Below are 21,340 nucleotides of genomic sequence, written 5' to 3'. Positions count from 1 at the left end.
GGGCGGATGACCGTGGTTGCGGCATGATCGGATCATGACCGACCAACGCGACGACCTTCCCGTGCTGGTAGTCGACGGAGCCCGCTTCTCCGACTTCGATGGCTTCGCGCGTGAGTTCTCACGGCTGCTCCGCCACTACACGTGGCGGGGAAATCTGGATGCCTTCAACGACGTGCTCAGAGGAGGCTTCGGGACACCTGCGAACGGCTGGACTCTCAGGTGGCTCAACTCCGAACTGTCACGGTCGGTACTCGGCTACGAGGCAACAGTCCAACAGTTGGAATCACTTCTTTCCACCTGCGATCCGTCGAGTCGCCCGAGTGTCATGGCCAGGATCAGCAGCGCACGACTCGGGGAGGGGCCGACCCTGTTCGACGAAGTCATCGACATCATCCGCGACCACGGCCCCGGCGGTGACGAATCCGAGGATGGCGTCCTCCTGGAGTTGCTCTGACCGACCGGACCCTGCCGAAGCCCGCAACGACCCCTAGAAACCGCCTTGTCGTACCCAGTGTTGGCCGAACTGGTGCGCCCATTCGGCCAACACACCGCCCAGAACGGCCAACACAGCGTCCACAACGGCCAACACGCCGTGCGAGAACGGCCAACGGCGCTTGCCTGGGGCCGTGCCTGACTCAGGACAGCCGCAACTCCCGCCATACCGGCACCGCGCCGCCGGTTACGCACACCCAGGAGTGCACCGGGTTCGCCGCCGTGATCGCGGTGTTCACCCACACATCGCCGGGCAGGAAGCCGCCGCCGGTCGGCGCCGCGGTGCCGGAACCCTGTTGCTGCCAGCTGTTCGCGGTCCGGGTGGCGGTGATCTCGGACTGGTCCACCCGGATCCGGGATCCGGTGCCGCCGGGCGCGTTGTTGGTGATCGGCACGCTCGCCCGGGGCACCGCGCCGTCGAAGGACCACTGGGTGTTGGCCCCGGCGATGTGCAGGTATTCGGTGACCTCGCTGGGGGTGAACGCCGGATCGATGGTGATCACGTTGCCGGAGACGACAAATCGGTGCCGGTCCGGGCCGGTGTGCTCGACCTGGAGGTAGCCGTTGATCCGGTTGCGGAAGTGCTGGGGCGCGGGGTTGGTGTGGAAGGTGTTGCCCGCGATCACGCAGTCGCTGAGCAGTTGCACCGAGATCCGCAGCGCCTTGTTGTTGTAGGCGGCCTGGCGCCGTCCGGAGTTGGAGTGCGCGCAGTCGACGAAGGTGTTGTTGTCCACCTGGAGTCCGCGCCAGCGCCCACCTTCGATATAGAGTCCGGAGAACGCGCAGTCGTAGACGGTGTTGCCGGTGATCCGCACGTTGTCGTAGACCGCGTCCGCGGCGGTGGTGTTGTGGAAGGCGAAGGACAGCGCGCCGGCCCGCCGCTCCAGTTCGGTCAGGTACACGTAGTCCAGGACCACGTACTCCTGCGGGTAGCGGATGGTGTTGCCCGCCACCAGCAGGTTGCGGAAACCAATGCTGGGCGGGGGATTCTCGCCGGCGCCGCCCTTCTTCACCGCGAACACGCCGATGCCGCGCATGCCCTTGCCACTGGCCACGGTGCCGGTGTACTTCTCCGGCCGCAGCGTGACGTGGTTGCCGGAGATGGTCATGTCCTCGAAGCCGACCGTGGTGGTGTGCGTGCCGTAGCGGTGCGACCAGATCAGGATGCCGTCCCGGCTGGTCTCGATCAGGTTGTCCTGGCACAGATGCCGGTAGGTGGTGCCGCCATGCCGGGCGTTGCCGGTGATGTTGATCCCGATCTGGAACTTCTCGATCAGGTTGCCCTGCACCACGGTGTTGGTGGCGTGTGTCTCGATCGCGGTGCGCGGCGCCCTCTCCCAGTGCACGCCGTGGAACCTGTTGTGCAGTACGGTGAGCGAGGTGCAGGTGGCGTTGACGAAGGAGTGATCGTCCTCGGCCGCGCCGGTGCGGTTGCTCGCCTCGGTCCACAGGCAGTCGTGCACCGCGACGCTGCCGGAGTCGGCCTGGCCGGGGAAGTACAGCGACACCCGGGAGTCGGCGCGGTGCACGGTCAGGTGCCGCACGGTGATCCGGCCGAACTTCGGCGTGTAGGCATAGCTGGAGATCGAACTCACCAGCACCGGGACCTTCTTGCCGTTGGACTCGATCTCCACCGGCGCCTTGTTCTTCTCGCAGTTGTGATCGATGGTGAAGTTGGTGAAGCACACCAGGTCCGGCACCATCGCGCCCTCGGCGAAGCCCAGCACCGCGCCGTAGACGTAGGGCTTGTCCGGGGCTGGCTGGTCGGCGACCTTGAGCACCGAGGCCGGGCCGTCGCCGCGCACGATCAGGTTGCGGCAGGGCGGGATGGTCAGGATCGGCGCGGCGTGCCAGACCCCGGGCTTGGGCGCGATCAGGTAGGTGCCTGCGGGGATGTGCAGCACGTGGTTGTCGGCCAGCTTGTTCAGTGCCAGCTGGATCAGCCTGGCGTTCTCCACCGGGTCACCGCCGCCGGTGCGGTCGACCCCGATGGCGCCCAGGTCGACCACGCGCGCCGGCACCGGGTCGGCCGTCGCGGCGGCGGCCACCCCGGAGCCGGTCAGCGCGGTCGCGGACAACGCGGCCAGGCCGGTAAGCGCGGCACGCCGGGACGGCAACGACTGGTTCACGACAATCCCCCCTCGGGACAACATGGTCAGACACCGGGATCATGCCCGCGCGGTCGCGGATCTGAGCCGAATCTGGTCCCGATGGGGCAGGTTTTGCCGACCTGGCTTGACCGGCGGAAAATCGGTGCTACCCCTGGGCTCCGGGTGGGGCGCCAGACCGGCACCCCACCCGGGCACGGCTAGCGCAGCAGGTACGCGTCGATGATGGTCTGGTCGACAGAGTTGCCCGCCTGGTCCGCCGCGGTGGCCCGCAACGAGACCGACTTGGCGTTGTCCGGGTGGTACAACAGCGCGCGGCCGCCGAGCACCGGCGCGGTCTTCCAGGTGGCGCCCTGGTCGTAGGAGACCTGGACGACCTGCAGGCGTTGCCTGGAGCTGGTGCCCGCCTGGTTCTCGACCGAGACGGGCAGGGCGAACAAGCCCCTGGGGGCACTGCCCGCGTCGTCCAGGGCCGGGGTGAAGCGGACGGCGGAGACCGGGTGCTGGGTGACGCCCGGGGTCCGGTCGCCCTGGAAGGTCCAGCTGCCCATGACCTTGGTGGCCTGGGTGTGGCCGGTGCGGGTGGCCTCGGTGGTCACCCGGTAGGTGGCTCGTCCGGCCGGGATCACGAACCGGCCGACCCCGGCGTCGCGGGTCTCACCGAAGAGTTGACCGTCGCGGTACAGCTTGGTCGAGGCCGAGCTGGTGGCCGAGAAGCCCGCGTTGCCCGCGCCGTCGCTGAACAGCGGCAGCGCCACCACCATGAGGTCACCGCGTTGCTGCACCCACAGGTCGTCCCTGGTGTCCGGCAGCGCGGGCCCGAAAACGCCGCGGTACAAGGACTCCGCGTAGGTCCGGCCCGGAGAGTAGGACTTCACCGCGCCGGTGAACGACTGGTGGTTCTCGCCGGGCAGGCTCAGCCGACGGGACCAGTCGGCGTTCTCGCCGCCGTAGAATTCGGTGTACACACCGGGTTTCACCGCCGTCAGCGCACCCCAGCCCCAGTCGGCGCGGGCGTTGTGCGGCGCGGAGGTCAGTCCGACGTAGGAGTCACCGGTCACCGGGCCGAGATTCACCCGCACCGTGGCCAGGTCCGCGGGCTTGATCACCTTGGACAGTCCGGTGTGCACACCGCCCTTGCGGTACCAGGCCAGTCCGTACAGTCCGGTGGTCGTGGTCCAGTTGGTGTGCAGCCCGCCGGTGACCTCGCCGGCCGGGGCGTCCGGACCGACCTGGGCGAAACCGACATCGCGCACGTCCCCGCCACGGGAGAAACTGCTGATGGTGTACCGGTGCGGCCCAGCGAGCCGCCCGAAACCGATCTGCAGCAGGGACAATCGCGCGTCCGCCTCGGGCAGCGTGAGGTCGAGCGGTTTGGTCGTGCGGGCGTCGAGGGTGATCGTGGCCGGTCCGCTGACCCGCAGGTTCGGCGCGTTCAGCACGTCGTGCGCGTACGGCTCGCTGGTGGTCACCGAGCCGGAGAGCAGGTAGCGCCCGGCCGCGAGGCGCTGGATCAGCTTGCCGTTGTTGAAGCTGCCAGGGAACACCGCCTCGCCGCTGTCCACGTTGACCAGGAAGGCATTCGCGAAGCTCGGCGCCGCCCCGGTCCGGTCCAGCGCGGCGATGGTCACGTCGTAGCTCTCGACCTCAAGATCGATCTCGACCGCCGTACGCACGGACATCCCGCCGCCGGTGGCCAGTACCGCACCACCGAACTTGCCACCGTCCGGGGCCTTGCTCACCTCTGCTTTCACTGTGGCAGCAGCGGTTCCACCGGCGGGCACGACGATCTGGCTGGGGGACACGCTGAACACGCCGCCGCTGGTGTCCATCTTGAGGTCCAGGGTCACCGGCGTGCTGCCGCTGTTGGCGTAGCTGATCTCCTTGGTGACCGCGGGTTTGCCGGTGTGCGGCCACCGGTTGCCGCCCAGGCTCAGGCTGATCGGCCTGGTGGTGACGGTCTGCGTGAGCACCTTCGCCGAGTCCACCCGGCCCGCGCCTTGCTCGAACGGGGTCAGCCCCGGGGTCGGCACGCTGGAGCCGGTGAGCAACGCCTTCAGCTGGTCACCGGTGAGCCCGGAGTGTTGCTGGGCGAGCAAAGCAGTCGCACCGGCCACGTGCGGGGTGGCCATGGAGGTGCCGGACAGCCTGGTGTAGCCGTCGCCGACCGGCTCGCCGATCTTGCCGTCTGCGTGCCGGGCCGCCACGATGTCCACGCCGGGTGCGGTGAGGTCCGGCTTGATCATCCCGCCGCCCTTGCGCGGGCCGCGGGAGGAGAACTCGGCGAGCTGGTTGTCACGGTCTACCGCGCCGACGGTCAGCGCCGCGTCCGCGCTGCCGGGCGAGTGGATCGTGCCTGCCCGCGGGCCCGCGTTGCCCGCGGCGATCACGAACAGCGTGCCGTGCTTGGCGGACAACGTGTTCACCGCTTCCTCAAGCGGGTCCAGGTCCGGGGTGTCGAAGCCGCCGAGGCTCATGTTGACGATGTCCGCACCCTGCTCCGCGGCCCACTGCATACCGGCGATGATCCCCGAGTCCGCGCCGGATCCGTTGTCGGCCAGCACTTTCACGTCCAGCAGCCGGGCGTCCGGCGCGACCCCGCGGTACTTGCCGCCGGACTTCGCGCCGGTGCCCGCGATGGTGGAGGCCACGTGCGTGCCGTGGCCGTAGTGATCCAGCGCGTCGGGCGAACCGGAGAAGTTCTTGCCACCCACCTCGCGGTCGGCCAGGTCGGGGTGCGTGTTGTCCACCCCGGTGTCCAGCACTGCCACGGTCACGCCGCTGCCGGTGTACCCGGCCGCCCACGCGGTGGGCGCACCGATCTGCTGGACGCTGTGGTCGAGGGTGGCCTGGCGCTGCCCGTCCAACCAGATCTTGGCTATACCACTGGACTTCAGCGACGGGCCGGTCAGGTCGCGCCAGAAGGAGGCGGGGTCGACCTTGACCGCGGTGGCGTTGATGCTGGGCAGATCGAGCGCGCCCGCCACCCGGGCGAGGGGCCGTTCCGCGTTGGCGTACTTGACGATGAGCGGGAGCGGGCCCTGGTACGCACGCAGTTCGGTGACGTCGAAGAGCCGCCGGTCGATGACCTTGTCGGCGAGCAGCGGCGCCGCGTCCGCGGGGATCACGTAGGTGTGGCCCTGGGACTGGTAGCTGGTGAAGGTCTGCCGCTCCCGGCCGGGCGCGGGGATCAGCTGACCGGCGCCGCCGTTGGCGCCGGGGACGACCTTGTCGCCGGTGATCAGGGTGACCGCGGCGGCGGGGGCGACGGGGGCTGGAGCGGCCTGGGCGAGGGCCGGTAGCCCGGCTGAGACCAGTAAGGCGGAGAGCAGGAAGCCAGCACACAAACGGCGCACGAGTACCTCCAGGTAGGCAACGTCGCCGGAACCTAGTGGCCGGTGTCGGCCAGGTACAAGAGCCGTGCGGAGGGCTTCCGATCAACGCGCATCCTCTTGCGCTGTAAGGTGAGAGCGCTACCATCAGTCGTCCGCCGACGGCGCTGTTCGGGGGTCCGGACAGCGCCGTCGACGGCGGTCGGGTCAGTCGGTTTCCAGGGTCAGGTCGTAGCGGTTGAGCACCTCGCGGACCGGTTGGAAGTAGGTGCCGCCACCGTCCTTGCAGTTGCCGGACCCGCCGGAGAGCAGCCCCTGGGCGTCCGCTCGCCCGTGTTCGGGGCGGCTGACGAAGGAGCCGCCGGAGTCACCCCGTTCGGCGCAGGCGTCGGTTCGGGTCAGGCCGCGGACGACGTTGCCGTCGCCGTAGTTGGCGGTCTCGTTGATGGCCAGCACCCGGCCGCAGTGCCAGCCGGTGGTGGAGCCGGAGCGGCAGACCCGGCCGTTGACACCGACCACCGAACTGCCCTCGACGCGCACGTCCGAGCCCTCGTTGTAGCGGTCCACCTTGGACGTGATCTTCGCGTCGTCCTTGCTCACCCGGACGGTGCCGTAGTCGTTGCCAGGGAAGGAGGAACGGCTCACCGTGCCGATGGTGCCGCCGGCGCCGCGGACCGTGCCGCCGTGCCTGGCGCAGTGTCCGGCGGTGAGCACGTAGTGATCGTCGTCGTGGAACGCGCTGAACCCCACCGAACAGCGATGCCCGGAGAAGTAGAGTCCTTGTCCGCCAATGATGTCCCAGAGCAGCCGGGGTGCGGCGGCCACCCGGTCGACCCGGATGCCGGGGACGCCGCTGCCGTGGATCCAGGCCAGCCCGGCGGGATCGGCGCCGACCAGGCTGACCACAAGCTGGTTGGCGGGCAGGTCGACGTGCCACCCGGCGACCGAGTCGGGTGCGCCCGCCGCCCGACTGTCTAATGTGGACTGTAGTTGGCGTAGTCGGGACTCGCTGTGCCGCATGGTCTTCGGGATCGCGCCCGCCGCGCGAACCCGGGCCGAGTGGGCGGGGTCGGTGACGCCGACGACGAGCTTGCCCGTGTTCAGGTCCAGCCAGGAACCGGCGAAGCTGCCACCGAGCGCGGTGCTCAGTGCGGTCCGGGCGGTCTCCAGGGCGGCCGGTCCGGCGGATTCGGTCAGGGTGGCCGGGGCGGCCGCCGCGGGTGTGGCGAATGCGGCGGCACACAGTGTCACGGTGGTCAGGACGGCGAATGTGGACAGCGAAAGTCGACGCACGAGAGCCTCCGGAGAATGCGCGAAGTGAGAACGGATCTCGACGTTACGGCAGTCCGGGTAGGCGCAGGTAGCGGCTCATTGTGTAGCTGACCTGGGCTGATGTGCGGAAAAGTGGTGGACTCTTCGCTCGGACGGGTGAGGTGCATAAGCGGAGTGGTCGAAATCGCGGACGGTGTGCGCGGATTTCCCTGGGTATCGTCGTGAATTCCGCTCGAATTAGGTGATCGGGCGTTTGACGCGGTCCAGGTCCGCGCTGGACTTGTCCACCAGGGCCCGCATCGCGGCCTCGGCCGCCGCCGGATCCCCGGCCCGCACCGCCTCGTACACCGCGCGGTGGCTCGGCACCGGATCATCCGCCGGGTCCGCGCCGTGCACCAGGCGGTCCCTGGCGGCCAGCCCGATCGCGATCACCCGCTCGATCTGCACCAGGAAGTTGTTGTGCGTGGCCGACAACAGCGCCCGGTGGAACTCCAGGTCGGCGGCCACCATCTCCTCGGTGTCCGCACCGGCCGCGGCCATCCGCTCCAGCGCGGCGGCCAGTGCCTCCACCTCGATCGGGTTGGCCCGGCGGGCGGCCATCCGTGCGGCGGCGGGTTCGACCACCGCGCGGACCTCGGTCAGCTCGTCGAACAGATCGGCGGCCGCGGTGGTCGCGGTCTGCCAGCGCATCACGTCGGTGTCCAGCATGTTCCACGAGCTGCGTGGCTGCACGAAGGTGCCGCGCTTCTGCCGCGCGTCGATCATCCCCTTGGCGGTGAGCACCTTCAGCGCCTCGCGCAGCGCGGTCAGGCTCACGTCCAGCTCCGCGCGCAACGCGGGCAGGTCCAGGGTCTCGCCTTCGGCCAGCTCGCTGGACAGGATGCGGCTGGCCAGCACCTCGACGGTCTGGCCGTGCACGCCGCGGGGACGGTGCGTGGTCATGCCAGCACAGTAACGAGTCCTGGCCTCGGACGGGTTAATGCTCGTAAATTACGAATTAATCTTGACACCCGAGGTTCGGCTTGCGAGCCTGTGACCCCGGCCACCGTCCCCACAACGAGGTGCAGGCAATGATCGAGGTCAGTAGGCGGAACTTCCTGCTCGGAATGGGTGCGCTCGGCGGCGCCGCGGTGCTCGGCGGCTGCGCCACCTCGGCCTCCAGCGGCGCGGTGCAGCAGACCGAGGGTGCGGTGAGCATCCAGTCCAACCTGTCCGCCCCGGCGGCCAAGGCCGCGATCGAGGCGCTGGCCAAGGGCTTCAGCGACTCGGGTGCGGCCAAGGCGGCGGTGAACACGGTGGCCTCGGAGACCTTCCGCACCCAGTTGCCCAGCTACCTCACCTCGGCCACCCCACCGGACACCTACACCTGGTACCCCGGCTCGATCCTGGCCGGGTACGCGCGCAAGGGCCTGCTGCTCGACGTGGGCGATGTCTGGCAGGGCATGGGGGACTACAGCCAGTCCTTCCGCACGCTCAGCGGTGACGGCGCAGGCAAGCTGGTGTTCGTGCCCACCACCTACTACTGGTGGGGCTTCTTCTACCGCAAGAGCAACTTCGCCAGGTGGGGCGTCACACCGCCGACCACCTGGAGCGAGTTCCTCGCGCTGTGCGAAACCTTGCGCGGCAAGGGGATCGAGCCGATCGGGCTGGGCGCGGGCGGCGGCACCCAGTGGACCTCCTCGGCCTGGTTCGACTACCTCAACATCCGGATCAACGGCGCCCCGTTCCACCGCGATCTGCTGGCTGGCAGGGGCCGCTTCGACGATCCCAAGGTGGCCAAGGTCCTGGAGACCTGGAAGACCGTGTTGCCGCACTTCGACCCGCGTGGCACCGCGATCCCGTTCCAGGACGCCACCACCTCACTGTTGCAGGGCCGCACCGGGATGATGCTGATCGGCACCTTCTTCGCCGACGCCGCACCCAAGGAAGCCCTGGAAGACATCGACTTCTTCCAGTTCCCGATCCTGGACCCGGCCGTGCCGGTGGCCGAGGAAGCCCCCACCGACGGCTTCTTCGCCAGCTCCCGCACCCCGCACCTGGCCGCCACCAAGGAGTTCCTCAAGTACGCGGCCACCGCGCCCGCCCAGGAGCTGTACATCCGCAACTCCTCCGGCACCATCCTGCCCGCTCATCCGTCCGCAAAGGACACTGGCACCCCGCTGGTGCTCAAGGGCCGCAAGATGTTGCAGGACGCCAAGGAGCTGACCCAGTTCTTCAACCGGGACTCCAGCGACGCGTTACAGCCCACCGCGGACACCGCGCTGATCCGGTTCATCCAGCGCCCCAACGAGATCAGCTCCATCCTCACCGAGTGGCAGGCCGCCGCGCAGAAGGTGTGGAACTCCTGAGATGACCGTCCTCGCCGCCCCGGCGCGCTGGCGCCGACACCGGCTGCCACCGATCCTGCTGCTGTTCGTGTTCGTGCCGTTCGCGGTCGAGGCGTTCTGGGTGTTCTGGCCCGCGCTGCAAGGCTTCTACCTGTCCCTGACCTCCTGGGACGGCGTGTCCCTACCCACCTGGGCCGGGTTCGACAACTACGCCGAGCTGTTGTCCGACCCCACCTTCGGCACCGCCTTCGCCAACACCGCGATCTGGCTGGTGCTCTTCGGCGGGATCTCGGCCGCGGGTGGGCTCGCCCTGGCCATGCTGCTGCAACGGGAACGCAAGGGCGTCGGCTTCTACCGCGCCGCCCTGTTCACCCCGGTGGTGTTCTCCCTGGTCGCGACTTCGCTGATCTGGCAAGGATTGTACCAGCCGGACGGCCTGGTCAACTCGCTACTGGACACCGTCGGCCTCGGCGAATGGCAGCGGTCCTGGCTGGCCGATCCGGACACCGCGCTGTACGCGCTGCTCGCCCCGGCGCTGTGGCGGCAGCTCGGGTACGTGATGGTGCTGTACCTGGCCGGGCTCAAGGGGATCGACCCGGCGCTGTACGAGGCGGCCAAGCTGGACGGGGCCAGTCCGTGGCAGCAGTTCCGCTACGTCACCTGGCCGCGGTTGCGCCCGGTCAACTCGGTGATCCTGTCCGTGATCGTGATCGACTCACTGCGCTCCTTCGACGTGGTGTGGTCGATGACCAAGGGCGGGCCCTACCACTCCTCCGAACTGCTCAGCACCTACATGTACAGCACCGCTTTCCAGACCCTGCGGCTCGGTTACGCCTCCGCGCTGGCCGTGGTGATCTTCCTGCTGGCCTTCGGCGTGATCGTCACCTACCTGGTCCGAGTGCTGCGCGAGGAGGAATCGTGATCTCCCGCCGGGTAAGGACATTCCTCTTCCACGCGGGCGCGGGCACGCTGTCCGTGCTGTGGCTGTTGCCGATCGCGCTGGTGCTGGTGACCAGCATCCGCACCTTCGACGACGTGGCCACCAACGGCCTGGGCAGCCTGCCCGGCTCGTTCACCCTCGAACCCTTCGCGCAGGCTTGGGGCGAGGGCGGGGTGGGCGGCGCGATGCTGAACAGCCTCCTAGTAACCGTGCCCACCGTGGTGCTGTCCCTGGCACTGAGCGCGGCGGCGGCCTTCGCGCTGAGCCGGTACGAGATCCCGTTCCGGCGCAGCATCCTCCTGGTCATGCTGGCCGGGAACCTGTTGCCGCCGCAGATCCTGCTGGTGCCGGTGGCCAAACTGACCGAGGTGCTGGGCATCTACGACACGCTGACCGCGCTGGTCATCGTGCAGGTCGGGTTCGGGCTGGGCTTCTACACCTTTGTGCTGCAAGGGTTCCTGCGCGCGATCCCGAACGAGATCCAGCAGGCCGCGGTGATCGACGGGGCCGGGCCGATCCGGATCTTCTGGTCGGTCATCCTGCCGCTGGCCCGGCCCGCGCTGGCCGCGTTGAGCGCACTGGCCTTCACCTGGGTGTTCAACGACCTGCTGTGGGCGATCACGGTGTTGCGCTCCGGCACGGTGATGCCGGTGACGCCCGCGCTGCTCGGCCTGCAGGGGCAGTACGTGTCGACCTGGAACGTGATCGCGGCCGGGTCGGTGCTGGCGGCCATCCCGACGGTGGCGGTATTCCTGCGCTTCCAGAAGCACTTCATCTCCGGACTGGCGATCGGCGCGGTGAAATGACGACCTGGACACTCCGGCTGGCAACGACCTCCTACACGGTCGCACTGGCCGCCGACGGACGCTGGGCGGAACTGCATTCCTGGGGCCCGCACGGCATCGAGGACGGGCCGTCGCCGTTGCGCAATACCGGTGCGGTGCACTTCATCACCGAGGCCGACGCCGCGCCGATCGAGTACGCGCCACGCGGACTGCGCGCCTTCGGCGGCGCGGACCTGGAGGTGGCGGGGGAGACCTGGTGGGCCCTGGTCGAGGCCGAGTCCACTTCGGACACTCTGCGGCTGACCTTCGCCGACGAGCTGTCGGGGCTGTGGGCCGAGCTGTGTTACCAGGCGGTGCCCGGCCAGGACGTGCTGCTGCGCTGGGTCGAGTTCACCAACACCGGTCAGGACGAACTCGAACTCACCCGCCTCGACTCGGCCGGAGTCTGCATCCCGACCGGATCCGCCGGGGCCAGGCTGACCTACCTGACCGGCCAGTGGTCCCAGGAGTTCCAGCGCCGCGAACTCCTCCTGCCCGCCGGGCGGTTCGGCCTGCACAGCCGCTTCGGCGTGCCTGGACACGCCGCCGTGCCCTGGCTCGCCGTGCAGGACGCCGCCGAACCCGACGGCCCGGCCTGGGGGATTTCCCTTGCCTGGTCCGGTTCCTGGCAACTGGAAGCGGAGATCGAACCGGCCGGGTGGACCCGGGTGCACGCCGGACGGCTGCCACACCCCGGCCCGATCCGACTCGCTCCCGGTCAACGGCTGTCGACGCCCGAGCTGGCGCTGGCGTCCAGTGTGGACGGTCTGGACGGGCTGTCCCGGGTCTGGCACGCCTACGACCGCAGCCTGTCCCGGCCATGCACCCGCCCGGTGCTCTACAACTCCTGGGAGGCCACCGGATTCGACGTCGAAGGGCCGGGTCAGCTGGCCCTGGCCAAGGTCGCCGCGGACCTCGGGGTCGAGCTGTTCGTGGTCGACGACGGCTGGTTCACCGGCCGCCACGACGACACCGGCGGCCTCGGTGACTGGACCCCCGACGAATCAGCTTTCCCTGAAGGCTTCGGCGCGTTCGTCCAGCAGATCCGGGCCCTGGGCCTGGAGTTCGGGCTGTGGGTGGAACCGGAATCGGTCAGCCCCAAGTCCAAGCTCTACGCCGAACACCCGGACTGGGTCTACCGGATCGACGGCCGCCCGGCCGCCCTGATCCGCAACCAGCTCCTGCTCGACCTGGGCCGCGAGGAGGTCTACCAGTTCCTCCGGGACACCCTCGGCAAGCTCCTGGACGACTACCCGATCAGCTACCTCAAGTGGGACATGAACCGGCCGCCCACCGAACGCGGCGGCCCGGCCGGTGACCTGGACGCCGCGCACGTGGCCAACTACCACCGCCTGCTCGACCACCTGCGCGCGACCTACCCGCACGTCACCATCGAGGCCTGCGCCGGTGGTGGCGCGCGCACCGACCTGGCCACCGTCGCCCGCGCCGACGTGCTCTGGCCCAGCGACAACACCGGACCCCTGGACCGACTGTCCATTCAGGACGGTTTCCTGCTGGCGCACGCCCCGCACCTGCTCAGCTCTTGGGTCACCGACGCCCCCGGAATATTTGACCCGCGCCCGCGCTCACTCAAGTTCCGCTTCGTCACCGCCATGGCCGGGGTGCTCGGCATCGGCGCCGACCTCGGCGAGTGGACCGCCGGACAACGTGCCGAAGCCACCGAACTCATCGCGCAGTACAAGAAGATCCGCGGCATCATCCACACCGGCGTGGTGCACCGGCCGCGCGCCGACCGGGACACCGAGGCCGTGCAGTACACCGCCGGTGACACGGTAGTCGTGCTGGCCTGGAATACCGGCCGCCTGGACGGCGCACCCCTGGTGCCCGGCCGCTCCGCCCGCGTCCGCCTGCGCGGGCTGAACCCCCAAGCGTCCTATGTGGACCGGAACACCGGCGCCCGCTACTCGGGCGCGCACCTGCTGTACGCCGGGCTCCCCTTCGACTGGACCCCGGCCGACGACGCCGCCGTCACCGTGCTGGACACCCACCAACAACGAGAGGTGACCCTGCCATGAGAACCCTGTTACGGCGCGGCACGGCACTGGCCGCCCTGGCCATGCTCGCCGCGACGCTGCCCGCCGCCGCGTCGCCCGAGGAGGCCGCGCACACCAGTGCCGCGGTCGACCAGGGCGCGCCCGAGTACTACGACAGCGGCCTGGCCGACACCCCGTACATGGGCTGGAACACCTACTACGGCACCGGCGCGCCCACCGAGGCCAGCATCCGCGGGGTCGCCGAGCACCTGGCGACCAGCGGCCTGCGCGACGCCGGATACAAGATCATCTGGATTGACGGTGGCTGGACCGCGCCGCAGGCCCGCAACGCCGCCGGTGACCTGGTGATCGACCCGGTCAAGTTCCCCAACGGCTTCGACCAGCTGGTGGAAGACCTGCACCGCAAGGGGTTCAAGGCCGGGATCTACACCGACGCGGGCGCCTGGGACGGCAAGAACTGCGGCGTCGGCAGCGGTGGGTACTACGAACGCGACACCAAGCAGTTCGCCCGCTGGAAGTTCGACGCGATCAAAATCGACTTCCTCTGCGGCATCAACCAGAACATGAAGCCCGCCAAGGCCTTCGCCGAGTTCTCCGCCGCGGTGCGCAAGGCCGGGCGGCCGATGCTGCTCAACCTGTGCAACCCGGTCACCGACGCCTGGAGCGTGCCGCACGGCCCGGACCAGGTGGCGGGCATCTCCTACAGCTTCGGCCCCACCGTGGCCGACTCCTGGCGGTCCTCCACCGATGTCGCCTTCGGCACCCCGTATGAGGGGATCTGGCGGGACATGCTGCGCAACATGGACGACAACGCCGCGCACCCGGAGGCCACCGGACCCGGTCACTTCAACGACCCGGACTATCTGATCCCGATGCGCCGCACCGAGAAGGGCACCCTCGAACTCAACGAGGAGGAGTCCACCACCCAGTTCGTGATGTGGGCGCAGATGGCCGCGCCACTGATCATCGGCTCCGATCCGCGCACCCTGCCCGAGTCGATGATCCGCACCCTGCGCAACCCGGAGATCCTCGCGGTCAACCAGGACCGCCGGGCCATCCAGGGCGTGCGGATCGCCAACAACGGCAGCACCGACGTCTACAGCAAGGTGCTCTCCCGCCCCGGTGAACGCTCGGTCGTGCTGCTCAACCGCGGTGATCAGCCCGCCGAGATCACGGTGAAGTTCGCCGACGCCGGACTTCAGGGCGAGGTCGCCATCCGCGATCTGCGGGCCCGCGCCGACCGCGGCAAAGCCACCGGCTCGTACACCGCCACCGTGCCCGCGCACGGCACCGCCATGCTCAAGCTGCGTGGCGCCGAACTGGCCCCCGGCGAGTCCCTCGCTGGCTCGGCCTCGGCCAGCCCCGCCCTGGTCCGCTTCGATGACACCACCGCGGTCGCCTTCCAGCGCAACGAACACGGCGTCCTGGAACAGCAGCTCCGCACCGGCGACAAGTGGTCGCAGCGCTGGATCCCGCTCGGCGGCCCCACCGGCGGCCGTTTCCTCGGCCAGCCCGCCGCCTACGCCAGCGCGGGCAATCGGATCGACGTGTTCGTGCGCGGTCTGGACAACGCCGCCTACCGCCGCACCTCCCGCGCGGGAGTGTGGGGGCCGTGGCAGCGACTCGGCGGCAGCCTCACCGACTCGCCCAGCGTGGCCTTCACCAGCCCGGACAACTGGAGCCTGTTTGGCCGCGGCGCCGACGGCAAGATCTGGACCCGCACGGCCGACTCCGCGTGGACCAGCATCGGCGCCCCCGGCGACAAGCCCACCTACGGCCGCCCCGGCGCGGCCGTGGTCTCCGACGGCACCTTCGTCGCGGTGCGCACCGCCGAGGACGCCGTCTGGGTCCGCCAGCGCGACACCGCGGGCAACTGGGGCGCGTGGACCGGCCTGGGTGGCGTGATCAGCGGCAGTCCGACGCTACTGTCCACACAGGACAGGATCTACCTGTTCGCCAGGGCAGGCGACTACACGCTGTGGCAGGTCAACCGGACCGACGGCAACTGGGGCGGCTGGTTCAAGCGAACCGAGTTCGCCAGCAACACCGTTGTCGGCGCGGTCGGCGCCGCCCCTGGCGCGAACGGCTCGGCCTGGCTGGTGCACCGCGGACCGGACAACCGCGTGTCCCAGTCCAGGCTGTGAAAGGGGAGTAGCCATGTCGGGACGGTCGCGGTGCGCGGTGGTCACCGGAGCGGCGGCGGGCATCGGCGCCGCGACCGCCCGACGTCTGGCGGCAGCGGACTACCAGGTCATCGGCGTCGACCTGGTCGCGTCCACAATGGACAACGGCACCCACCCGCTGGTCGGCGACGTGGCCGCCGAGGACACCTGGCGGCGGGTGCTGGAACTGGCCGATGACCTGGCCGGTGGGGTGGACGCGCTGGTGTGCAACGCCTTCACCGTCACCGTGCGCCCACTGCACGAGCAGAGCAGGGCCGAGTGGACCCGGCAGCTGGAGGTCAACCTCACCGGCGCCTACCTGGCCGCGCACACCTGCCTGCCCACGCTGATGCCCCGGCGCGGCGCGGTGGTGCTGGTGTCCTCGGTGCACGCGCACTTCGGCATTCCCGGCCACCCCGGCTACGCCGCCAGCAAGGGCGGACTGGTGTCACTGGCCCGGCAGCTCGCGGTGGAGTACGCGCCGGAGGTGCGGGTCAACGCGGTGCTGCCCGGCCCGGTGCTCACCGCCGCCTGGGACCGGATCAGCCAGGCCGACCGGGAACGCAGTGCCAGGGCCACCCCGGCCCGGCGGCTGGGCGAGCCCGCCGAGGTGGCGGAGGTGGTCAACTTCCTGCTCTCCCCGGCGGCCAGCTTCGTCACCGGGGCGGAACTGGTGGTCGACGGCGGCTGGTCAGCGGCCAAGGATTCATCATGAGGGGGATAGAGTGAAGATCACCGGGATCGAGACCTTCCTGGTCGCGCCGCGCTGGCTGTTCCTCAAGATCAGCACCGATGAGGGCCTCGTGGGCTGGGGCGAGCCGGTGGTGGAGGGCAGGGCGGAGACCGTGCGCGCGGCCGTGCACGAGCTGTCCGAACTGGTGCTCGGCCAGGATCCGCTGCGCATCGAGGACCACTGGCAGGTGTTGCGGCGCAGTGGTTTCTACCGCGGCGGCCCGGTGCTCTCCAGTGCGCTGTCCGGCTACGACCAGGCGCTGTGGGACATCGCGGGCAAGGCCAGGGACTGCCCGGTGCACGAACTGCTCGGCGGCCCGGTGCGTGACCGGGTGCGGGTCTACTCCTGGGTGGGCGGCGACCGGCCGGACGGCATTTTCGACGCCGTGACCCGGCAGGTCGAGGCCGGGTACACCGCGGTGAAGATGAACGTGGCCGGACCGCTCACCGCGATCGACACCCCAGCCCAGGCCAACGCCGCCCTCGACCGCGCCCGGCAGGCACGAGAAGCCCTTGGCCCGCACGGGGATCTGGCCATCGACTTCCACGGCCGCACCAGCCCGGCGATGGCCCGGCGACTGGTGCGGATGCTGGAGGAGGTGCAGCCGATGTTCGTCGAGGAGCCCGTTCTGCCTGAGCTGCAAGGCAATGCGCTGGCCTCGGTGGTGCAGGCCAGCACGGTGCCGGTGGCGGTGGGGGAGCGGCTGTACTCGCGCTGGGAGGTCAAACCCGCGCTGGACGCCGGAGTCGCGGTCCTGCAACCGGATCCCTCGCACGCTGGCGGCATCTCCGAGTTACGCCGGATCGGCGCGCTGGCCGAGATCTACGGCGCCAGCATCGCCCCGCACTGCCCGCTCGGCCCGATCGCACTGGCCGCCAGCCTGCAGATCGCCTTCGCCACCCCCAACTTCCTCATCCAGGAACAAAGCCTGCGCCTGCACTACAACACCGGCGGCGAACTCCTGGACTACCTCCTGGACACCACCCCGTTCGACTTCGTCGACGGCCACGCCCGCCGCCCGCTCGGCCCCGGCCTGGGCATCGAGATCGACGAGACCGCGGTCCGCCGCGCCGCCGAGACCGGCCACCAGTGGCGCAACCCGGTGTGGCGGCACGAGGACGGCAGCCTGGCCGAATGGTGACCGAGGCGATCTGGCTGGACAACGGCTTGCTGCGGCTGGGTTTCCTGCCCGCACTCGGTGGCCGCCTGCTCTCCCTGCGGCATGAGGGCGTCGAGGTGCTGTGGCGCAACCCGAGGCTGCTCGACGACGAGCTGCGACCCGTTGGCGGGCACCGGTTCGCGCCCAACTCCGGGGAGATGGGCGACTGGGTCAACTACGGCGGTGACAAGACCTGGCCCGCCCCGCAGGGCTGGTCCGGCGCGCACGAATGGCCCGGCCCACCCGACCCGGTGCTGGACTCCGGCCCGTACACCGCCGCCGTTGACGGCCTGTCCATCACTCTGGCCAGCGGCCACGACCCGCACACCGGCCTGCGCCTGACCCGCCGCTTCACCCTGCACCCCAAGGATTCCGGCTACTGCCTCGACCTCACCGCCACCAATTCCGGCGCGCACCCGGTCCGCTGGTCGCTGTGGAACGTCACCCAGCTCCCGGCCGGAACCGTCCACATCGGACTCACCGGCCACCCGGAACCCCGGGTCCGCGACCTGATCACCACCACCCACCCGGTCGAACACCGGATTGACGGCGACCTGGTGACCGTGCCCAGTCAGGCCACCGTCGGCAAACTCGGCTTCCCCGGCAGCGCGGGCTGGGTGACTCACCACGGCCGCCGCTCGCTCACCCAGCGGTTCACTGTGGACAGTGCAGCCGAGTACCCGGACGGCGGCTCACCCCTGGAAGTGTGGCTGGAATCCCCGCTGCCCGAACCGATCGCCGCCCTGGGCAACCTCAACCCACCGGATGAGATCGTGGAATGCGAGATCCTCGGCCCGCTCACCACCCTGGCGCCGGGCGCGTCCACCGGGTTGCGGATCGAGGTCAGCGTGGCGGATCCAGCCTGAAGCACACCATCCCGTCCCGCAGGGGGTGCGCACCGCCGCCTACCGCTGAGGTGACCTGGTTCACAGCGCGTGTCCGATGAGTTCTGCGCCGCAAACCCGTCCATGCTGGTGAAGGCGTCGAACAAGGAGATGGACCATGACCGGCACCACTGGCTACGCCCCGCTGTCCGACCTGGCCGTGTACTACGAGATCCACGGCGCGGGTAGCCCGCTGGTCCTGCTGCACGGCGGGGCGCTCACCATCGACCTGTCCTTCGGGTCGCTCGTGGGCTCCCTCGCGCAGCAGCACCAGGTGATCGCGATCGAGCTGCAGGGCCACGGCCACACCGCCGACCGGGAGGTCGCGGGCAGCATCGCAGGCTTCGCCGCCGACGTGATCGGTGTGCTGGACCACCTGGGCGTCGAGCAGGCAGACCTGTTCGGTTACAGCCTCGGCGGCCTGGTCGCCGCCCAGGTCGGCCTGGACTACCCGGACCGGGTGGGCAAGCTGGCGCTGGCCGCCACCCACTTCCACCCGGACGGGTACAAGCCGGAGATCACCGATCCGGCGCAGACCTCCGACCTGCTGCCCACCGAGGCGGACTTCGCCGCGATGGTCACCGCCTACCGAGCGGTCGCCCCCGACCCGGATCACTTCAACAAGTTCCTGGAGAAGCTCCAGGTCACCGTGCACGGCTGGGCGGGCTGGACGCCGGAGCAGCTCGGCCGGATCACCGCGGAGTCGCTGCTCATCGTGGGCGACAACGACTTCATCCGGCTGGACCACGCGCTCGAGTTCCACCGGCACCTGCCGAACGCGCAGCTGGCGGTGCTGCCGGGGACCACGCACATGGAGGTGGTGCGCCGGGTGGACCTGGTGCTGCCGATGCTGACCCGCTTCCTGGGCTGAGCGCGCAGGTCGCTCTCCTGAGCTTGCAGAAACGGACCGTGGTCCGCTACCTTCGGAATCAAGCGGACCACGGTCCGAATATCTGAGGGAGCGAACCATGACCGCATTGATCACCCGGGACGAGCTGCGGGCCGCGATCGAACACCGGTCCGTGCTCGTGCTGGACACCCTGGGCGGCGAGTACTACGCCCAGCAGCACCTGCCGGGCGCGCTCGAACTGGTGCTGGCCGACGTGGAGGCGAAGGCGGCCGGGCTGCTGCCGGACCGGGACGCGCCGATCGTCACCTACTGCACCGGTCCGACCTGCCCGAACAGCGGCCAGGTCGCCGACCGGCTGACCGCGCTGGGCTACACCAACGTGCGCAAGTACCGCGAGGGCATCCAGGACTGGGTGCGGGCCGGCCTGCCCGTGGCGAGCACCCGCGGCTGAGCCGTCCGCGCCCTGGCCGGGATTCGGACTAAGGTCCCCTTGCTATGGGAGAGCAACCGGAAACCGAACTGCTGCAGATCGGCCAGAGCCCGCCAAGGGAGCGCGCCGACGCCGCCCGGAACCGGCTGAAGATCCTGGCGGCCGCGGCCGAGTTGTTCGAGCGGCACGGCGTGCACGGCGTGTCCATGGACCAGATCGCCGCGGCCGCCAAGGTCGGCAAGGGCACCCTGTTCCGCCGCTTCGGCGACAAGGCCGGGATGGCGGCGGCCCTGCTGGACGCCAGGGAACGCGACCTCCAGGGCGCGATCATCAGCGGCCCGCCGCCGCTGGGGCCGGGTGCGGCGGCGGGTGATCGCCTGCTCGCCTTCCACCGCGCCTACGCCGAGTTCCTGGAGATCAACCTGGACCTGGTGCACCTGTCCGAGACCGCCAGTCCGGGCGCGCGCTACCGGGTCGGCGCCTACCGGTTCTGGCACCGGCACGTCGTCATCCTGCTGACCGAGGCCCGGCCGGCGCTGGATGCCGACTACCTCGCGCACGCCCTGCTCGCGCCGCTGGCGGCCGACCTGCGTCAGGCGACCAGGGCCGAGTTCGACCTGGCGCGGGTGCTCGCCGGTGGCGAGCGGTTGGTGCGGGCGGTGCTCGACGGCACGGTGTGACGACCCCACACCGTGTTGGCCGTTGTCGTACGGTGTGTTGGCCGTTATGGGCGGTGTGTTGGCCGATTGGTGTGCCAGTTCGGCCAAGACTGGGTACGACAACGGCCAACACGCCGGCGGGTTGCGGGCCGGGACTTGCTGTCCGGGCGGATTCGCCTAGCCCGTCCGGGCGGTCGGTAGGCGTGCTTGACCGGGAACGGCCACCGGGACGGACCGTTCGGGTAGGGGCGTATGACCGTTCGGACAGCCTCGTCCGCCGCGGGCCCGGGGCCGGGTTCGCCGGGACTAGGGTGGGGTTCGTGGGCGGCCACCCCACACGCCCGTCACCCGTGGTGGCCGCCTGCTTTTCCGCCGCGGGCCGGGATTCCCGCTCAGTCCACGATCGCGCCGCAGCTGATGTTGATCGGCGATCCGGTGATCGTGCGCGCGTGTTCCGAGGCCGCGAACGCCGCCACCCGCCCCACATCCTCCCGGGTGGCCGCCCGCTTGAGCATCGTCCCGTCCACCATGCCTTGCAGGATCTCGGCCATCGCGGGGTCGCCCGCCGGGACGGAGTCGATGATCCCCGAGGTCAGCAGGGTGACCGCGCGGATGCCGTATTTGCCCCACTCGTTGGCCATCGCCCGGCGCAGCGAGTCCACCGCGTCGAAGGCGACCTGCAGCCCGCCCAGGTGGTAGCCGGGCACCGGGTCGCCCTTGCCGCCGAAGGTGAGGATCACGCCGGAGCGTTGCCGGATCATGTGGCGGGCGGCGGCGCGGGAGGTGATGAAGGTGGTGCGCACCGCGGTGTCCACCACCGTCATGACGTCCACTGTGGACATCTGTTCCAGGGGGATGCCCTGGACGTCGCCGTGGGTGATCAGGTTGAAGGAGATGTCCAGGCTGCCGAACCGTGCGGCGACCTCGGCGGCGTGCGCGTCCACCGCGGGCTCGTCCAGCGCGTTGACCACGGCGGTCTCCGCCCGGCCGCCCTCGGCGCGGATGGTCTCCGCGAGCGCGTCCAGGCGGGACTGGGTGCGGCCGGTGAGGTGCACGGTGGCGCCCTGGCGGGCGAATTCGGCGGCCACCGCGCTGCCGATCTGGCCCGCGGCGCCGTAGATGACTGCCTGCTTGCGTTCCAGCAACATCAGGC

17 protein-coding genes are annotated in these 21,340 nt (G+C 70.0%); 12 read left to right on the top strand and 5 right to left on the bottom strand.

Annotated elements, in window-relative coordinates; genetic code table 11:
• The first annotated feature begins 34 nt into the window (after positions 1–34).
• Entirely contained in the window at positions 35–454 is a 420-nt protein-coding gene (locus ACTOWY_RS16900) for a barstar family protein (protein ID WP_441310574.1), read from the top strand.
• Between the two features lie 181 nt (positions 455–635).
• On the opposite strand, the gene ACTOWY_RS16895 is transcribed toward ACTOWY_RS16900, so the two are convergent.
• The 4 genes from ACTOWY_RS16895 to ACTOWY_RS16880 all read right to left on the bottom strand — a co-directional run bounded on the left by ACTOWY_RS16895 (position 636) and on the right by ACTOWY_RS16880 (position 8,146).
• Positions 636–2,621 carry a hypothetical protein gene (locus tag ACTOWY_RS16895; RefSeq protein WP_441310573.1) on the bottom strand — a complete coding sequence of 662 codons (1,986 nt, stop codon included), beginning with the start codon at positions 2,619–2,621 and terminating at the stop codon, positions 636–638.
• Positions 2,622–2,800: 179 nt separating this feature from the next.
• Entirely contained in the window at positions 2,801–5,956 is a 3,156-nt protein-coding gene (locus tag ACTOWY_RS16890; RefSeq protein WP_441310572.1) for a S8 family peptidase, read from the bottom strand.
• Positions 5,957–6,139: 183 nt separating this feature from the next.
• A complete protein-coding gene (locus ACTOWY_RS16885) occupies positions 6,140–7,225 on the bottom strand; it encodes a S1 family peptidase (RefSeq protein ID WP_441310571.1) in 1,086 nt (361 codons plus the stop codon).
• A gap of 216 nt (positions 7,226–7,441) precedes the next feature.
• Positions 7,442–8,146, bottom strand: coding sequence for a FadR/GntR family transcriptional regulator (locus tag ACTOWY_RS16880; RefSeq protein ID WP_441310570.1), 705 nt, complete (start codon positions 8,144–8,146; stop codon positions 7,442–7,444).
• Between the two features lie 128 nt (positions 8,147–8,274).
• Between ACTOWY_RS16880 and ACTOWY_RS16875 the strand changes: the two genes are divergently transcribed.
• The 11 genes from ACTOWY_RS16875 to ACTOWY_RS16825 all read left to right on the top strand — a co-directional run bounded on the left by ACTOWY_RS16875 (position 8,275) and on the right by ACTOWY_RS16825 (position 20,208).
• Entirely contained in the window at positions 8,275–9,552 is a 1,278-nt protein-coding gene (locus ACTOWY_RS16875) for an ABC transporter substrate-binding protein (RefSeq protein ID WP_441310569.1), read from the top strand.
• A gap of 1 nt (position 9,553) precedes the next feature.
• Entirely contained in the window at positions 9,554–10,453 is a 900-nt protein-coding gene (locus ACTOWY_RS16870; protein WP_441310568.1) for a carbohydrate ABC transporter permease, read from the top strand.
• Positions 10,450–11,277 carry a carbohydrate ABC transporter permease gene (locus tag ACTOWY_RS16865; RefSeq protein WP_441310567.1) on the top strand — a complete coding sequence of 276 codons (828 nt, stop codon included), beginning with the start codon at positions 10,450–10,452 and terminating at the stop codon, positions 11,275–11,277. Before ACTOWY_RS16870 ends, ACTOWY_RS16865 begins: the two co-directional genes overlap by 4 nt.
• Positions 11,274–13,331: an alpha-galactosidase gene (locus ACTOWY_RS16860; protein ID WP_441310566.1), complete on the top strand. Its 2,058-nt coding sequence runs from the start codon at positions 11,274–11,276 to the stop codon at positions 13,329–13,331. The genes ACTOWY_RS16865 and ACTOWY_RS16860 overlap by 4 nt, the downstream gene beginning before the upstream one ends.
• Positions 13,328–15,454 carry a hypothetical protein gene (locus tag ACTOWY_RS16855; RefSeq protein WP_441310565.1) on the top strand — a complete coding sequence of 709 codons (2,127 nt, stop codon included), beginning with the start codon at positions 13,328–13,330 and terminating at the stop codon, positions 15,452–15,454. The genes ACTOWY_RS16860 and ACTOWY_RS16855 overlap by 4 nt, the downstream gene beginning before the upstream one ends.
• Positions 15,455–15,467: 13 nt before the next feature.
• Positions 15,468–16,187, top strand: a complete 720-nt coding sequence (locus ACTOWY_RS16850) for an SDR family NAD(P)-dependent oxidoreductase (protein ID WP_441310564.1) — start codon at positions 15,468–15,470, stop codon at positions 16,185–16,187.
• A gap of 10 nt (positions 16,188–16,197) precedes the next feature.
• Entirely contained in the window at positions 16,198–17,346 is a 1,149-nt protein-coding gene (dgoD, locus tag ACTOWY_RS16845) for a galactonate dehydratase (protein WP_441310563.1), read from the top strand.
• Positions 17,340–18,230: a DUF4380 domain-containing protein gene (locus ACTOWY_RS16840; protein WP_441310562.1), complete on the top strand. Its 891-nt coding sequence runs from the start codon at positions 17,340–17,342 to the stop codon at positions 18,228–18,230. Before dgoD ends, ACTOWY_RS16840 begins: the two co-directional genes overlap by 7 nt.
• 136 nt (positions 18,231–18,366) lie before the next feature.
• On the top strand, positions 18,367–19,119 hold the full coding sequence (locus tag ACTOWY_RS16835) for an alpha/beta fold hydrolase (RefSeq protein ID WP_441310561.1): 753 nt from the start codon (positions 18,367–18,369) through the stop codon (positions 19,117–19,119).
• A 97-nt stretch (positions 19,120–19,216) separates the two neighbouring features.
• Positions 19,217–19,549 (top strand): rhodanese-like domain-containing protein, encoded by a 333-nt coding sequence (locus ACTOWY_RS16830; protein ID WP_441310560.1) that lies wholly within the window; start codon positions 19,217–19,219, stop codon positions 19,547–19,549.
• A 44-nt stretch (positions 19,550–19,593) separates the two neighbouring features.
• Positions 19,594–20,208, top strand: coding sequence for a TetR/AcrR family transcriptional regulator (locus ACTOWY_RS16825; protein ID WP_441310559.1), 615 nt, complete (start codon positions 19,594–19,596; stop codon positions 20,206–20,208).
• Positions 20,209–20,579: 371 nt separating this feature from the next.
• On the opposite strand, the gene ACTOWY_RS16820 is transcribed toward ACTOWY_RS16825, so the two are convergent.
• The gene (locus tag ACTOWY_RS16820) at positions 20,580–21,335 is read right to left on the bottom strand and encodes an SDR family NAD(P)-dependent oxidoreductase (protein WP_441310558.1); all 756 of its coding nucleotides are present in this window, start codon (positions 21,333–21,335) and stop codon (positions 20,580–20,582) included.
• Positions 21,336–21,340 lie beyond the last annotated feature (5 nt).

Origin of the sequence: Crossiella sp. CA198 (assembly GCF_052078295.1) — a bacterium.
Taxonomy (GTDB): Bacteria; Actinomycetota; Actinomycetes; order Mycobacteriales; family Pseudonocardiaceae; genus Crossiella.
Note: the sequence above shows the minus strand (reverse complement) of the source record. Positions and strands in the feature narration are given on the sequence as shown.

Coding starts and splice junctions, on each gene's coding strand:
- ACTOWY_RS16855 (WP_441310565.1), top strand. CDS start 13,328: ATGAGAACCCTGTTACGGCGCGGCACGGCACTGGCCGCCCTGGCCATG.
- ACTOWY_RS16900 (WP_441310574.1), top strand. CDS start 35: ATGACCGACCAACGCGACGACCTTCCCGTGCTGGTAGTCGACGGAGCC.
- ACTOWY_RS16840 (WP_441310562.1), top strand. CDS start 17,340: ATGGTGACCGAGGCGATCTGGCTGGACAACGGCTTGCTGCGGCTGGGT.
- ACTOWY_RS16850 (WP_441310564.1), top strand. CDS start 15,468: ATGTCGGGACGGTCGCGGTGCGCGGTGGTCACCGGAGCGGCGGCGGGC.
- ACTOWY_RS16870 (WP_441310568.1), top strand. CDS start 9,554: ATGACCGTCCTCGCCGCCCCGGCGCGCTGGCGCCGACACCGGCTGCCA.
- ACTOWY_RS16875 (WP_441310569.1), top strand. CDS start 8,275: ATGATCGAGGTCAGTAGGCGGAACTTCCTGCTCGGAATGGGTGCGCTC.
- ACTOWY_RS16820 (WP_441310558.1), bottom strand. CDS start 21,335: ATGTTGCTGGAACGCAAGCAGGCAGTCATCTACGGCGCCGCGGGCCAG.
- ACTOWY_RS16860 (WP_441310566.1), top strand. CDS start 11,274: ATGACGACCTGGACACTCCGGCTGGCAACGACCTCCTACACGGTCGCA.
- ACTOWY_RS16825 (WP_441310559.1), top strand. CDS start 19,594: ATGGGAGAGCAACCGGAAACCGAACTGCTGCAGATCGGCCAGAGCCCG.
- ACTOWY_RS16830 (WP_441310560.1), top strand. CDS start 19,217: ATGACCGCATTGATCACCCGGGACGAGCTGCGGGCCGCGATCGAACAC.
- ACTOWY_RS16880 (WP_441310570.1), bottom strand. CDS start 8,146: ATGACCACGCACCGTCCCCGCGGCGTGCACGGCCAGACCGTCGAGGTG.
- ACTOWY_RS16835 (WP_441310561.1), top strand. CDS start 18,367: ATGACCGGCACCACTGGCTACGCCCCGCTGTCCGACCTGGCCGTGTAC.